Source organism: Neptunicoccus cionae (assembly GCF_002860325.1).
GTDB classification, from domain to species: domain Bacteria; phylum Pseudomonadota; class Alphaproteobacteria; order Rhodobacterales; family Rhodobacteraceae; genus Amylibacter; species Amylibacter lutimaris.
The window spans coordinates 191,167-204,052 of record NZ_PKOJ01000005.1 but is presented as its reverse complement, the minus strand read 5'-3'; the positions used below and the strand labels follow the sequence as shown (position 1 = coordinate 204,052).

Sequence of the window (12,886 nt, the reverse complement as noted above, 5' to 3'; positions counted from 1 at the left end):
TCCTAGCGTTTCAGATTGTTGACTTCTTGCATCATCTCATCCGACGTGGTGATGGATTTTGCATTCGAAGAATAGGCGCGCTGAACCTGAATCAGTTCTGTCATTTCCTGAGCAATATCTACGTTGGAGGCTTCGGTCGCGCCCGCTTCAATGGTTCCGGCTCCCGATCCGGCCACGTTCATCACGGCCTCGCCAGACCCGAGTGTCAGGGCGTAGGCATTGCCAGAGGTTTCTTCCATAGCTCCGGGGCTTGTGACAGTTGCTACGGCGATCTGATACAGCGACTGGCGTTCGCCATTTTCGAAAATGCCGATCAGATTGCCTTCCGCGTCAATTTCGGATTTTTCCACCGCAGAGGCAGACCAGCCATCAACGGTCATCTGCTGGGGTTCATAATCCCCGTCAAACTGTGTGATGCCGGTAAAGGTGCCGACCGCGCCAAGGGCCACAACCAGATTTTGTGGCGCTGTTCCGTTGTCGATGGTCAGGGTCATATTGCCATCTGCATCCACCGAAAAATCCGCAGGCGCAGTCAGTCCGGGATCAGCGGTAAACACATAGGACGCCGGCGCCCCTGCTGTTGCACCGGAGTCCGAAAAGACCACTTCAACAGTGCCGTAAACCGTGCCGTCGTCGCCCGAAACCTCGATGCTCCATGTATTTTCCGTGGTGTCGGAAGGGGTCCATGCAAAGCTGAGCCCTTCCTGTTCGCCAAGCGCGGTATAATAGGACATGCTTGACACAAAAGGGTCTTCTGCAACGCCGGTACCTGTCAGGCTGGAGGGAAGGTTGCCCTCTATTTTGCCTGCAGTCGACATTTCCGCGGCCATGGCCGCAGTCCCCATTTTAACAGCCTCAAGATCGCTAAAGGTGTTGCGATCCACGCCGGTGATGCTGCCGTCTTCATAGCCGTAGCCAGCCAGATAATATCCGGCGGCGTTAACCATATAGCCGTTCTTATCTACTTCAAAAGAGCCTGCACGGGTCAGCAGGAAGTTTGAGGCGTCCTTGCTCTCAGGGTCTTTCATCACAACAAAGAAACCGTCTCCGTCTACCGCGAGATCCGTTTCGGATGTAGATCCGATAATCGCGCCGCCGGTTTCAATATCCTTGCGGTCGACACTGCTGACAGAGCCGGATTCCCCAACCACCTGACTGACCATCTGGGTAAAATTGCGCTTGTAGCCGATCGTGCTGGAATTCGCGATATTGTTGGAAATCGTGGCAACGGACTGAGAATTTACCTTAAGGCCCGCGACGCCTGCCTGCATGGCATTCTGAATGGACATTCCTGTTTCCCTTTCGGATTTTCCAGACAAGTTCAGGCCTGTCCGGTTCTGTTATTCTTCCTTCAGTCGGACGTGTTTAACGCCGCAACCGCCTCAAGAGCCGATGTGGCCCGCTCAACAATCCCGCGTGCAGCTTCTACCGAAAGCGGGGAAATTTGGGGCGCTTCTGCGGCCCGGATTGTGGTGAGCCGCGCCACTTTTTCGCGCGAGTCGCCGGTAAGATTTTGCAAGTAGCCAGATACATCGGACTGCCCACGAGCAGCCGCGATGCGGGCGGCGTGAATACCTTCTGCGGACGGCAGCACGCCTGCCCGCGAGAGTGCGGAAAGTGCTGCGTCCTCATTGTTTTTGCTTAAAGCGTAGCGTCCCACTTCAAGCGATACCTTTACGTCGCCTTCGTTTTCCGGTGTTCCGCCGGCCAGAAGTTCAATTTTCGCAAATTCTGGATCAAGGTCTTTCACGCGTTCCGCCGGACGGCGGGCGATCGAATTTCTTGCGGCAGCAGGAATGTCTTCCCGCTGGTACCGCCTTGCCTGTTCCAGCAACAACCGGTCCAGCAGGGCAGGGGAGATTTCGGCTTGCTCTTGTTCCAGCAACCCGTCCCAAATATCTGCGTATTCAGCTTCGGCAGCGACTGTCAGCCCTGCCCGCGCGAAACGTCCGGCCAGAGCACCGCGAACCTCTACCCGCTGTGTATGGGCGCTCATGTATGGCTCAAGACGTCGCACCATGGCCAGAGAGTCCGGCAGGCTCATAGCGTCTGCCTCGATCGCCTCTGCCATTTGACCCAATATTACAGCGATCCGTCGTTCTGCCAATTCTGCTTCGGGGGTTTCGGGGTGGTCGGCGTGCAGCGATGCCATGGAAAGGATTGCGGTTTCCGCATCCCCGAGATCTTCGGAAACCCGCGCCAGCAAGGCGCGCATTCTTAGCGCCAGCGCGTCGCCGCGCCAGCGGGCCAGGCCTTCTACCAGCAAATCCCGCACGCGTTCCCGCACCGCGCGATCGGGGTTTTCAAGCGCCATATCGGCCAGCTCGATCCGCGCCTGTGCTGCTGCGCGGTCCTGATGCTCTGATGCCCATGCAAAAAAATCAAAGGCATTCTGGTTTTGCCGCTCTGCGCGCGCCAGAAGCCCGCGCATCAGCAGCATCTGTGACGTTCCGGCAAGGTCTGTACCCATTTCCGAAGCATTTAGAAGGCTTCTTGCAAAATCCAGATCTTTATTCGCAACTGCTGCATCAAAGAGCACCGGCACAAGGCGACCGGCGACTGCCGGACTGTGCCGCTCAAGTCGTGTGGACGCAGACCGCAGCAAATCGGTTTCAATAGAATCGCCTGCCGACAATCCGGCTACAACCGGCCAGACAGGATCCAATCCCATGGCCGCCGGAATCTCTTTATCTGCCGTTTGATCGCCGGAAAGGATGTCAATCATGGACATATAAGCCCGCGCGCGTTCGCTTTCGTCCTGCTTCGCACCGTTAAGACTGAACTCTACTAAATCTTGTGCTTCGGGAAGCATCATCCAGCTGATAAGGAACTGGGCATAATCCAGTGCTGCTGTCGAACGTTGGGCCGGTTCAGCAGTCGCAAAATTCGCCGAAAAAGCCTGCTGCGCCGCATTAAACTGTGTGTTTTCAAACCGTGTGTCGAGTTGAGACTCCGGAAGGGGCGGCACTTCCATCCCTATATGTTGTGGTGTTTTATCCGCTGCATACGTAGGGTTGGATGCCGTCCCGATCAGCCCCGCCACAACCGCAACCAGCCCGAAAAACCGTCGGGCGGCAAATATCATTCGGTAGTGGGCAAACTGATGCACGGATTTACCAGCCCTTTTTCCGGTATCTTTTTTAATTTTTCGCATTTCTAGGGTTATGCGAAAACACAACATAATGTATAGTTTATGATGTTGGCACAGATCAACCGGAAATAATCACCCGATACGGAGACCTGCATCTTATGGATAATATTGCATATCTTGCCATTTCCCGTGCAGCCCTGCTTCAGCGCGCTACGGATGTTGCGGCCAATAACGTGGCGAACGCAAATACCGACGGATTTCGCGCCTCCACTTCGGTGTTCGAAAGCATGATCTCTGACACCAATACAAAAGACGACCTGCGGCAGATGTCCTATGCGATCGACGGCGGCACATATGCGAACCTTGAAGAAGGGGTGTTGGTGAAGACGTCCAACGCGCTGGATGTCGCGTTAACCGGCAGCGGGTGGTTCGGTTTCCAGACAGCGACAAGTCAGACCGCATTGGGGCGCGCCGGTAATTTTGTTATGAACGGTCAAGGGGATCTGGTTACGCTGACAGGCGATCTGGTTCTGGATGAAGGCGGTGCGCCGATCAATATTCCACCGGGTTCCGGTTCAATAGAGATTGCGAAGGACGGAATGATCACCGACGCCAGAGGCGAAGAAATCGCCCGGATCGGTGTGTTTCAAGCGGATAACGTGGACAATTGGGCACAAGTTGGCGGGGCGAAACTGGCGCCGCGCGACGGGGCTGTTGCACTCGTTCCTGTATTGGAGCCGCAAATGGCACAAGGTTTCGTTGAAAAGTCGAACGTGAACCCGATTCTGGAGATGTCACGCATGATCACCCTTCAACGGGAATACGAAAGCTCCATGAATCTGGCGAATATTGGCGATGATCTGCGTAAGCAGACCTTAAGTAGCCTGGCCCCGAAATAATCCTGCGCAAAACATTTGCGAAAAATAATACGTTAAGCGGAGACCACAATGAAGACCCTTGGAATTGCAGCAACAGGTATGCAGGCGCAACAGATTAACGTTGACGTGATTGCCAACAACATCGCCAACGCCAATACCACAGGGTACAAGGCAGGCCGCGCGACATTTTCCGACCTGATTTATCAGACGCTGGAACGGGAAGGGGCCGCCAATGCGGATGGCACAGTCCGGCCCGTCGGGGTTGATATCGGGCTTGGTGTGCACGCGACAGGTGTTGTACGCCTCAATACACAGGGCGGTCTGGTGCAAACGGACAACCAGCTTGACCTTGCGATTGACGGGGACGGTTACTTCATTATCACCCGCGCAGACGGAAGCACGGCTTACAGCCGCGCAGGCAACCTGATCCTGTCACCCGAGGGCGAAATCGTAACATTGGATGGCAACCTGGTGGAACCTGCGCTTGTGGTGCCGGACGATGTGCAGGAAATCGAAATTACGCAAGAAGGTCTGGTTCTCGCTTATACTGCCAATGCAATCGAACCCGACGAGATCGGGCAACTGACTCTCGCCACATTCATCAATGATGCCGGTCTGAAGCCTATCGGGAACAACCTCCTGCTTGAGACGGCAGCCTCCGGTGAGCCGATGGTCGGCAACCCCGGCGACGAAGCTTATGGCATTCTGCGTCAGGGCTATCTTGAAAACTCGAACGTTGATCCGATCAAACAGATGACCGACCTGATCACGGCACAACGCAGCTATGAGCTCGGGGCGAAAGCCTTGAAAGCAGCTGACGAAATGATGCAGACGGCCAACCAGATCCGATAATGGCAACGACGCGTGTGATCCAAGCCGTTATGGCGTTTCTGCTGGTGTGCTGGGGCGGCATGCTACAGGCGGACGATCACCTTTTTGCAGGCACTCCGGTTTCTCTTCTTGTGGAAGAGCAACTGTTGGTAGCCAGCCTGCAGGACATTCCCGAAGACGGTCGTATCGAGCTGAAACTGCCAAGGGGCTTACCGGAAAAGGGGGCGCGGCTGGAAGGATTTTCCTTCGATCCCCGTTCCGGCATGTTTGCGACGCGGCTGATCACGACCGAAGGGGAGGGTATCGGTTTTCGCGGACAGGCAATTGTCGCGGTTCCGGTTTACGTGCCCGTGCGTCGTATTCCGGCAGGGACATTGCTTAGCGAAAGGGATTTCCGCACGATTGAAATCGCCCTGAATACCCTGCCTTCCAAATCCCTGCGGAAACAGCAGGATATCGTAGGAATGGAATCCCGCAGAATCCTTTTGGAAGGGCGTCCGGTTCTTGAGGGATCGCTTTCGGAACCGCTAGTCATCGAACGGGGCGACAAGGTGACGATTGTGCTTTCGAAAGGGGGGTTGAACCTCAGCGCGCCCGGGAAATCGCTTGAAGACGGGGCGAAAGGCGATGACGTGCGCATAGTAAACCTGAGCTCCAACGTAGCTCTGACAGCAACCGTGGTGAGAGAAGGTTTGGTCGAAGTGGTGCCGTAAGGTGCGGGCGGACCGGATGACAGGAACCAAGACAGGAACATCCCGAAGATATTCGCGGAGCAACAAAGAGACAGCAATGAGACAGAAGTCCCGTAAATTTGCGAAAATCCTATTTTTATCGTGCTTCGGCCTTGCCGCCTGCGACCAGTATAAAGAACACCGCAATCCGGAAATGTCCGAGATCGAAGTGAGCGAAATCGTCATGCCCGAGGCCAGCGTGGTGCATGTGCCCATGCCCGAACCGGAACCGGTCCGGATTCCGCAACGGGCAGAGGCTTCCTCCTTGTGGCAGACCGGCTCCACCGGATTTTTCGGCGATCATCGTGCATCGCGCGTCGGTGATATTCTAACCGTTCTGATCGAAATCGACGATGAAGCGGAATTGGAAAACGAATCTCGCAGGTCACGTTCTTCAGGGAATGAAATCGACGGGTCTACTTTCCTTGGATACGGCAGCAAACTGGATGCGATCCTGCCCGGCATCAATGAAGATGATCTGCCAACGGGCTCTATCATCGATCTGTCATCCGGCAGCACATCGCGGGGACAGGGAAGCATTGCGCGCAACGAGAAAGTCAGCCTGAAAGTGGCGGTAATGATTATCCGTCGCCTTGCCAATAACAACATGGTTATTGCCGGCCGTCAGGAAGTGAAGGTGAACAACGAACTGCGCGAGTTGCGTGTTGCAGGTATCATCCGCCCCGTTGATGTGGATATGAGCAATGCGATCCCTTACGAGAAAATTGCAGAGGCCCGAATTTCCTATGGCGGGAAGGGTCAGCTGTCCCGTGTACAAACACCCCGTTATGGCGAGGATGTTCTGGACGTCATTCTTCCGTATTAAGGCAGCACAAAATAATGCGCAGGATATTCTTCAAGGGCACCAAAAATGGTGGGGCTGGCAAATTGCGGTTTGGTCTTCTCGCCGTTCTCTTGCTGGTGTGCCTTGGTGCCGGGGGCGGTCTGGGGTTTACAGTTGAGGGAATGCTGTTCGCAGCTCCCCCTAAGGAAAAGCAGCAAAACACCACTGAAATCACGCTTGAAAAGATGACGATCAACGTGGTCGGGCGCGGGACCCTGATCTTTGATGCCCGCCTTGGCGTGATTTCCGCTTCTAACGAAGTACCGGACCTTCAGTATCTTAGGGACACAACCCTGCGGCTGGCGACTGCGGCGGGATCATTTCCTCTTGTGAGGCAAAGTGAAAAGGTCATTCCGGCTGTTAATCATGCGCTCGGGCTTATGGCAAACCGGCACGGTTTTTCAGGTATTTCCATCGAAAACGCGGCTCTTTATCAAACTGGACTGTAGTTCTTTCCGACGTAATGAATCCGGGCTGGCGCGAGGTTGCATGCCCCTTTAAAGGGTGAAATTGTTTGACAAACGTTACGTTGTAAAATTTATGTAAAAACTCTACCTTTGCGTGTCAAAATTGTTTGAAAATTAATTTTTTGCATGGCACAAATTAATTGTGCTGACTCGCCGTTTTACATTTGCCTTTAATCCGCCGAATACCCGAGAAGAATATGCCCGAATTGTCCTACCCCGTGCGATCCGCCCCTTACAAACATGCAGTTTCGGACAGGTCTTTCAGTGCTATTGGTCATGTAGAACCAATGTCACAGGAAATGCCGGCTGCTTCCCGGCACACCCAGATTGAACGGGCGGCACAGGCTGTAGTGAACTTTTGCCAACCGCTTTCGAATTTTCTCAATCGCGGAGCGCAAGGTCAGGGGGCGCCAATGCCCGTTCTGGATATGACCGTTCTTGCGCTGGATGCTTTTTCGGATGTTAAGGAAGCTAGCGGCAAGCAACCGGACTGGCGTGTTGTTTCCGGTCGGGTGACCCGGCAGGAAAGCGCGGAAAGCTTGTATCACAAGGGAATCTGGCTGGAATCAGAGGACGGCTACATTCTGGATTTCAACCGGCCCGGCCTGTGCGATGGCATTCGTGTCACCCGCAATAATGGTGGTGCGTTGGCTGAATATCGGGCCGAGAAACCTTTGAAAGCGCCAAAAACAAGCAGTCTTTTACCGGTATGGCGGGGCGAGGCTTCGGGATTTGAAGGGTTTGCCAGCCAGCAACAGATGCGTAGTTCCTATCTGGCCATGATACAGGGTGTTACCGCAATCATGACGACCCCGCTTGCCCATCTGCATTTCTGATCAGAATATTTTTCGCAAACTTTAACGGGATCTAACCGAACCAGACCCTGCGGTCGCCGGAATCCACATGGATGAAGCGCCCGCGGTAATGTCCGGTGCCACCGATCTCCAACCACTGGGCGTATCGCGCTACATTGGCTACATCACCGCCTTTTACCACGAAATCCACTGCTCTGCCGCGCAGGTGCAGTGAATTTACCGCGGGGCGATAACCTTCACTGCGCAGATAGTCGTTGGTTCTTTTCGTGCGAAAGCCGGAATTGATCTGGATTTCTCCGGTCAGGCCATCCCGCACAGCCGCGGTGCGGATGGCGGCTAGTCCCCAATATAGGCGTACATCCATCTGCACGACCTGATCCTGCCGCCAGTCCCGCAGCAGGTGGTTAATTTTGTTGACGGCGGCCAGATCGTATCCGGAAGCGCCGAAGAAACGGACCTTTTCGCGTTCTTTCGTATGGGGATTGTAAAGATCAAGATAGGGTTCGATCAGCGGAACCAGTTGGTCAAGTTTGCTATTCTTGCGTACCGGTTCGGGTATATTCAGCCCGTCATCCGCGAAAGCCGGAAGGACAGGCAAAAGGGCGCTGGCAAGACCGCTACAAATGATCCTGCGTCTCGAAATCATATGTCCCCCCTTAATAACATTTTTCGCAAACTCTTGAGCACGTTGTTACTCGATCTTGACGATCTCTCCGCTACTAGCTTCCAAACCGTTTTCAAGGTTAAGCAACTGTTCGCCGCCGACATAGGAAACCGATGCCACCCGATCGCGGATGTAAGTGTTATACCCGCCCGTCGCATCCTGTGCGGCCATCGAGATGGTGTAAATCCCCGCTGGCAAAAGGGTGCCGCTGTCGTCCAGCCCGTCCCAGGACACCTCATTCAACACACCCGCAGTTCCCGGCAGGTCTTCGATCAAGCGCAAGACATTCCCGTCCGCATCACTGATGATTGCCGTGGCCGAGGAGGCTTCGCCCTCAATCTCATAGCTGAAGGTAACGGGGGTTCCGGTTGCATCCAGCTCTACCGCGCTGGCCGGAACGGTAACTGTGCGCCCGATCAGTGTGGCTTCGGACATGGAAGCCGTCAGTGCGAGAGTGGAGCGCAACTGCTCCAGCTGGGAATTGGTATTCACCGTTTGCTCGACTTGGGTCAGGGTTGCGATTTGCGAGATAAATTCAGTCGCATCCAACGGTTCCAACGGATCCTGATTCTGAATTTGCGCCACAAGCAGGTTCAGGAAGGTCTCGTAATCGTCGGAAAGTTGGGACAAGGAGCTTTCCGCTGTCCCTGTGACCGATGCGCTGGAAATAGATGTAATGCTCATATCTGTGACCTGTCAGGTTAAAATGTTTACAGCACCGGAGGCGCGTGTCTGTCTGCTGCGAAGGGGCAAGGCGGGATCCTCCGCATGTTCGGGGTCGGCCTGTGTATCACTGGACGTTTTGGATTCCGAAGGCGGGTTCTGGCGGTGCTGTTCCTCGCGGCCCGTGCCCGCGCCGGATTGGAAGAGATCCATCGAAAGTGTACCGCCCGCTGTGGTTCCTGTGGGTTGGAACAAATGGGAAATCGCGCCACGCTCTGCCCGCATTGCGTCCAGCACCAGCGGGTTTTGCACCCGCATATCAACGTTCAACCCACCGTCTTTTGCACGATCGACCGAAATTTCGATGACGCCCATGCCGTGGGGCTTCAGGCGGATGGTCGCAACCCCGCCCTCGGTTGGATATTGAACCAGTTGCTCCATAACCTGCCGTACAATCGGGGATTTTGTCGGTTGTGGAGCGGGCGCGGTTTGCAGTTCCGGAGCCGGTTGCACAGGGGCAAGGACGGGACGGAGGGGCTGGGGCGCAACAATTGTAGTCGGCTCCCCTGTCGATTGGACCTTGGCCAATCCGCTTTCCGGTGCAGAAACTTCCGGCTGCGGCTTGGAAAGCTGTTGTGAGAACGTCTCACCCGCCACAGGATTTTTGGTCTTGGCAAGCTCCACCTGAACCGTCTCTCCGGTTCTTGTGACCGATATCACCTCGGGATTTTTAACGGAGGCTGAGCGCGGCTCGGGATTTGTAGAAGTCTGGATGTCCCGATCAACCGCCTTGCGATCTTGGGGCACGTCCAAAGCAGGCATGACCGGCGGGAGGTCAGCGGTTTGTTCCGATGGGACGGGTTGGTTTTGTTGTGGCGTTGCCGGTAGCGGTGCGGCTTGCCCAGATGTCAAAATCGCCACTTCCACGTCCGCGTCTGTGTTGACGACCGGCTCCACCACCGCAGTTTCGGGTAACTCGACGTCAGAGGACGGAGCTAATGCCGGTAAGGAACTGGCGATTTCTTTTTCGGGGGTGGTCTGTTTGTCGGGTTCGGGGGCGGTTTGGTTGTCGGGTGCCGCAGGATCCAGGAGCCCGTTAATTTCCAAGTCGGTAGGTGCTGAAATCACACTTTCCTGTGGCGCAGAAGCAGCGGTGTCTACAGGCAAGGCTTTTGTCGGGTTTTCCGCCACTTCAAGCTGAGCTTGCGGTGTGACAGCAGGTTCGGGCACCTTAAGCTGCGGTCCTGCCGTGACTATTTTGTCACTGGCAACTTCCAAAACGCCTTTGCGAACAGGCTCCGGACGCTCGGACGGAGAGGCTGGCGCCACCTCAACCGGCAATGGGCCCGACCCTTCCAGAGGTGCAGCTTGCGCAATCTCTTTCGGCTGCGGCAACTCTATTTCCGGCGTACCCTGCAATGGAGTCGCGGATTTCGAAGCGGTTTGCGGGACGGTTCGATCAACCGTTTCAAGCGGGTCGGGTGTATCGGTTTCCTCTGCTTCAACGGGGATCGCGACATCTTCTCCGGTGACGGTGTCTGCCTCTGCTTCGACCTCTCCGTCCGGTAGGGGAGCGGTGGGAACAAGAGTCTTCAGTTCCGGTAATTTACCCGTATCGAGAAGCTGTTCAAAATTGCCGTTCCCGTCTGCTTGCGCGGCCGAACCAACAGTGGCTGGCAGGATTTGCGCAAGGAGAGGGAAGGCTATCACTGTCAGTTCTCCGAATTCATGAAACCCGCTGTAACGCCACGTTTAAGCAAGAAAGTCTTCATGCGGGATCTTGCGCGTTGTTCAATTTTTCGCATTTTTTCGGGCGAAATGTCAAGTCTGGCGGCCACTTCATCTACCGGTTCTTCTTCTAGGAAACGGGCACGAATGATTTCCGTTTCTTCCGCATTCAGAGCCTTGACCGCAAGTTTGATCATACGTGCCGAATGCTCGGCTACATCTTTGTTAACTAACGAGGATTCCGCCGTGTGGCTTGGCTGGTCACTTGTCGTTTCAAACATGTCATCAATATCGGAAACATATTGCGCCTCTCGCACCAAGGCGGCTTCGGGCGCGGCCATCCGGCCATTTCTTGCATTGCGCAGGTGCAGTTCGGGAATATCAACCAGTTGGGCCAGAAAGGCGGCCTCCCGTTGCATGGATGATCGCACAAACATTTTCGCATAAGCAAAGAACGGAACGCCGGGTATTGGCACATAGTTTGACAGGGATTTCAGCATCGCCTCGACACCCGCTGAAACAAGATCGTCTTGCAGTTCCCGTGTGCGCGCCATACTTCGCGCCATTGACTGAACCTTGGACAGGTTTTCAGTTACTATTTGCGTCAGGGTTTGCGGGTCATAAGTGACCGCATGCGCCCTGAGACATCCGTTAGTTTCGCCACGATCATTGCCTGAAACAATCGCGGCGCTATCCCGCATATGCTTGCCCAAATTCTTTATCGGGTGCTGTCAGAAAACCCGCCTGCGCGGAAATCTCCCGTAGCACCGTACCCTTTGACCTCATGCCGGGCGGATGTTTCCGCCCGATCGTTGTATTTCCCCCATGATTGGAGGTGTATTTTCGAAGTTGGGCTATTTTATGTTTTTTCGCAAGTCTTATGGAACTACGTTAGCCAAATAGAACCATTGGCAAAAAATGGTCACAACGGGCAAAAGCAGGACATCAGGCGATTATGATTTCGAACCATGACAACCATGCCATCATAATAAAAAGGCCGAAAAAAGCGGTGAAGGGCCATCACGGCGGCAACTGGAAGGTGGCCTATGCGGATTTCATGACCGCACTTATGGCATTTTTCCTTCTGCTATGGATTCTGTCAGGATCAGACGAAGAGCAACTTCGCGGTCTTGCAGATTATTTCACACCGGCTGCAGTGCCGTTGGTGGAAATCAGCGGCATCGGGACAGAGATCACCGCGCGCAAGGAGCCTGAAAGCGAGCTGGATCCCGTGGCGGCCTCCACCCCGACCGGCCCGCAAGAAGTCGGCCCGATGGACGAAGATTCTTCGGAAACGCGCACGGGTGCGGTTAATCCGTGGCTTGAACTGGATCAGGAAACAACCAAGCCCGAAGAAGAGGCTGAACAAACGCTCGAACAACAATTGGCCGCGGCTCAATACCAGATAGAGGAAAGCTTTGCTACGACGCCGGAGCTCAAAGCTCTTTCCGACAATCTGATGGTTTCTCTCAAAGAAGACGGGATGACCGTGGAAATCATCGACCTTGGCGAACGTCCGATGTTTGACACAGCCAGCGCTCGACCCAGCGAGGAACTGCTGGACATTCTCGGAGAACTGGCACCGGCCATCGCAGAACTGCCGCTTGAAATCCGTATCACAGGTCATACCGATGCCCATCCGTTCCGCACCTCTGACGGATATGGTAACTGGGAACTGTCGACTGACCGCGCCAATGCCATGCGGCGCGCCATGCTGGACAAGGGGATTGCCTCGCATCGGATCGTAAGCGTTGCCGGCGTGGCAGCGGCATCGCCATTGATAAAAACGGATCCCAAAGACGCCCGCAACCGGCGCGTAACCATAGATCTGACCCTTCCGCCGCAACAATGGACCGAGTGATCCACCGGTCTTTGATCTGTGAAATAACGAATAAAACTCTGGCTTTTCAGCAATTTTTTGCCTTATCCTGAAGCGCAGAAGGCATCGTTGCGCCTGAAATCAGACAATGGCAATTTCAAAGCCGAATCCATTTTTACCTATAAAAAGCCTAAGTTTGACCGCAATTACTGGCTTTAAATCGCCCACAGCAACGGATTTCTTCCGATTTGCTTGAATAGTGTTAACTTCGAATTAATATCCTTTCAGTTTGATGTGAACTGAAGAAGGCAAGCGCATGAAAAGCAGTAAGATTTCAGGAATTTTCGGCTGCTGC

Annotated in this window: 13 protein-coding genes; 7 read left to right on the top strand and 6 right to left on the bottom strand. The window is 54.6% G+C overall.

What is annotated here, in order from left to right; translation table 11 throughout:
• Nucleotides 1–2 precede the first annotated feature (2 nt).
• The gene (locus tag C0U40_RS13420; RefSeq protein WP_101656305.1) at nucleotides 3–1,289 is read right to left on the bottom strand and encodes a flagellar hook protein FlgE; all 1,287 of its coding nucleotides are present in this window, start codon (nucleotides 1,287–1,289) and stop codon (nucleotides 3–5) included.
• 62 nt (nucleotides 1,290–1,351) lie between these two features.
• Nucleotides 1,352–3,109 carry a hypothetical protein gene (locus C0U40_RS13415; RefSeq protein ID WP_101656304.1) on the bottom strand — a complete coding sequence of 586 codons (1,758 nt, stop codon included), beginning with the start codon at nucleotides 3,107–3,109 and terminating at the stop codon, nucleotides 1,352–1,354.
• Nucleotides 3,110–3,249: 140 nt separating this feature from the next.
• On the opposite strand from C0U40_RS13415, the gene C0U40_RS13410 reads away from it, so the two are divergent.
• The 6 genes from C0U40_RS13410 to C0U40_RS13385 all read left to right on the top strand — a co-directional run bounded on the left by C0U40_RS13410 (nucleotide 3,250) and on the right by C0U40_RS13385 (nucleotide 7,678).
• The gene (locus tag C0U40_RS13410; RefSeq protein ID WP_101656303.1) at nucleotides 3,250–3,990 is read left to right on the top strand and encodes a flagellar hook-basal body complex protein; all 741 of its coding nucleotides are present in this window, start codon (nucleotides 3,250–3,252) and stop codon (nucleotides 3,988–3,990) included.
• A 48-nt stretch (nucleotides 3,991–4,038) separates the two neighbouring features.
• On the top strand, nucleotides 4,039–4,821 hold the full coding sequence (flgG, locus tag C0U40_RS13405; protein ID WP_101656302.1) for a flagellar basal-body rod protein FlgG: 783 nt from the start codon (nucleotides 4,039–4,041) through the stop codon (nucleotides 4,819–4,821).
• The gene (gene flgA / locus C0U40_RS13400; protein ID WP_101656301.1) at nucleotides 4,821–5,513 is read left to right on the top strand and encodes a flagellar basal body P-ring formation chaperone FlgA; all 693 of its coding nucleotides are present in this window, start codon (nucleotides 4,821–4,823) and stop codon (nucleotides 5,511–5,513) included. The genes flgG and flgA overlap by 1 nt, the downstream gene beginning before the upstream one ends.
• A gap of 76 nt (nucleotides 5,514–5,589) precedes the next feature.
• Nucleotides 5,590–6,357 carry a flagellar basal body L-ring protein FlgH gene (locus tag C0U40_RS13395; RefSeq protein ID WP_101656300.1) on the top strand — a complete coding sequence of 256 codons (768 nt, stop codon included), beginning with the start codon at nucleotides 5,590–5,592 and terminating at the stop codon, nucleotides 6,355–6,357.
• Nucleotides 6,358–6,371: 14 nt separating this feature from the next.
• Nucleotides 6,372–6,824: a hypothetical protein gene (locus C0U40_RS13390; RefSeq protein ID WP_101656299.1), complete on the top strand. Its 453-nt coding sequence runs from the start codon at nucleotides 6,372–6,374 to the stop codon at nucleotides 6,822–6,824.
• A gap of 431 nt (nucleotides 6,825–7,255) precedes the next feature.
• Nucleotides 7,256–7,678 carry a hypothetical protein gene (locus C0U40_RS13385; RefSeq protein ID WP_145991937.1) on the top strand — a complete coding sequence of 141 codons (423 nt, stop codon included), beginning with the start codon at nucleotides 7,256–7,258 and terminating at the stop codon, nucleotides 7,676–7,678.
• A gap of 31 nt (nucleotides 7,679–7,709) precedes the next feature.
• Here the strand turns inward: C0U40_RS13385 and C0U40_RS13380 are convergent, their stop codons facing one another.
• The 4 genes from C0U40_RS13380 to C0U40_RS13365 are packed head-to-tail and all read right to left on the bottom strand — an operon-like array spanning nucleotide 7,710 to nucleotide 11,413.
• Nucleotides 7,710–8,303, bottom strand: a complete 594-nt coding sequence (locus C0U40_RS13380; protein WP_101656297.1) for a YcbK family protein — start codon at nucleotides 8,301–8,303, stop codon at nucleotides 7,710–7,712.
• Between the two features lie 45 nt (nucleotides 8,304–8,348).
• Nucleotides 8,349–9,005 (bottom strand): flagellar hook assembly protein FlgD, encoded by a 657-nt coding sequence (locus C0U40_RS13375; protein WP_101656296.1) that lies wholly within the window; start codon nucleotides 9,003–9,005, stop codon nucleotides 8,349–8,351.
• Between the two features lie 12 nt (nucleotides 9,006–9,017).
• The gene (locus tag C0U40_RS13370; RefSeq protein ID WP_101656295.1) at nucleotides 9,018–10,694 is read right to left on the bottom strand and encodes a hypothetical protein; all 1,677 of its coding nucleotides are present in this window, start codon (nucleotides 10,692–10,694) and stop codon (nucleotides 9,018–9,020) included.
• A gap of 2 nt (nucleotides 10,695–10,696) precedes the next feature.
• Nucleotides 10,697–11,413, bottom strand: a complete 717-nt coding sequence (locus C0U40_RS13365; protein ID WP_101656294.1) for a sigma-70 family RNA polymerase sigma factor — start codon at nucleotides 11,411–11,413, stop codon at nucleotides 10,697–10,699.
• 254 nt (nucleotides 11,414–11,667) lie between these two features.
• Here C0U40_RS13365 and C0U40_RS13360 point away from each other — a divergent pair, with 254 nt between their 5' ends.
• Nucleotides 11,668–12,573 (top strand): flagellar motor protein MotB, encoded by a 906-nt coding sequence (locus C0U40_RS13360; protein ID WP_101656293.1) that lies wholly within the window; start codon nucleotides 11,668–11,670, stop codon nucleotides 12,571–12,573.
• The last annotated feature ends 313 nt before the right edge of the window (nucleotides 12,574–12,886 follow it).

Bases quoted from the DNA above. Each gene is read 5' to 3' on its own strand.
- C0U40_RS13420 (WP_101656305.1), bottom strand. From the start codon at position 1,289: ATGTCCATTCAGAATGCCATGCAGGCAGGCGTCGCGGGCCTTAAGGTA.
- C0U40_RS13410 (WP_101656303.1), top strand. From the start codon at position 3,250: ATGGATAATATTGCATATCTTGCCATTTCCCGTGCAGCCCTGCTTCAG.
- flgG (WP_101656302.1), top strand. From the start codon at position 4,039: ATGAAGACCCTTGGAATTGCAGCAACAGGTATGCAGGCGCAACAGATT.
- flgA (WP_101656301.1), top strand. From the start codon at position 4,821: ATGGCAACGACGCGTGTGATCCAAGCCGTTATGGCGTTTCTGCTGGTG.
- C0U40_RS13395 (WP_101656300.1), top strand. From the start codon at position 5,590: ATGAGACAGAAGTCCCGTAAATTTGCGAAAATCCTATTTTTATCGTGC.
- C0U40_RS13390 (WP_101656299.1), top strand. From the start codon at position 6,372: ATGCGCAGGATATTCTTCAAGGGCACCAAAAATGGTGGGGCTGGCAAA.
- C0U40_RS13385 (WP_145991937.1), top strand. From the start codon at position 7,256: ATGCCCGTTCTGGATATGACCGTTCTTGCGCTGGATGCTTTTTCGGAT.
- C0U40_RS13380 (WP_101656297.1), bottom strand. From the start codon at position 8,303: ATGATTTCGAGACGCAGGATCATTTGTAGCGGTCTTGCCAGCGCCCTT.
- C0U40_RS13375 (WP_101656296.1), bottom strand. From the start codon at position 9,005: ATGAGCATTACATCTATTTCCAGCGCATCGGTCACAGGGACAGCGGAA.
- C0U40_RS13365 (WP_101656294.1), bottom strand. From the start codon at position 11,413: ATGCGGGATAGCGCCGCGATTGTTTCAGGCAATGATCGTGGCGAAACT.
- C0U40_RS13360 (WP_101656293.1), top strand. From the start codon at position 11,668: ATGATTTCGAACCATGACAACCATGCCATCATAATAAAAAGGCCGAAA.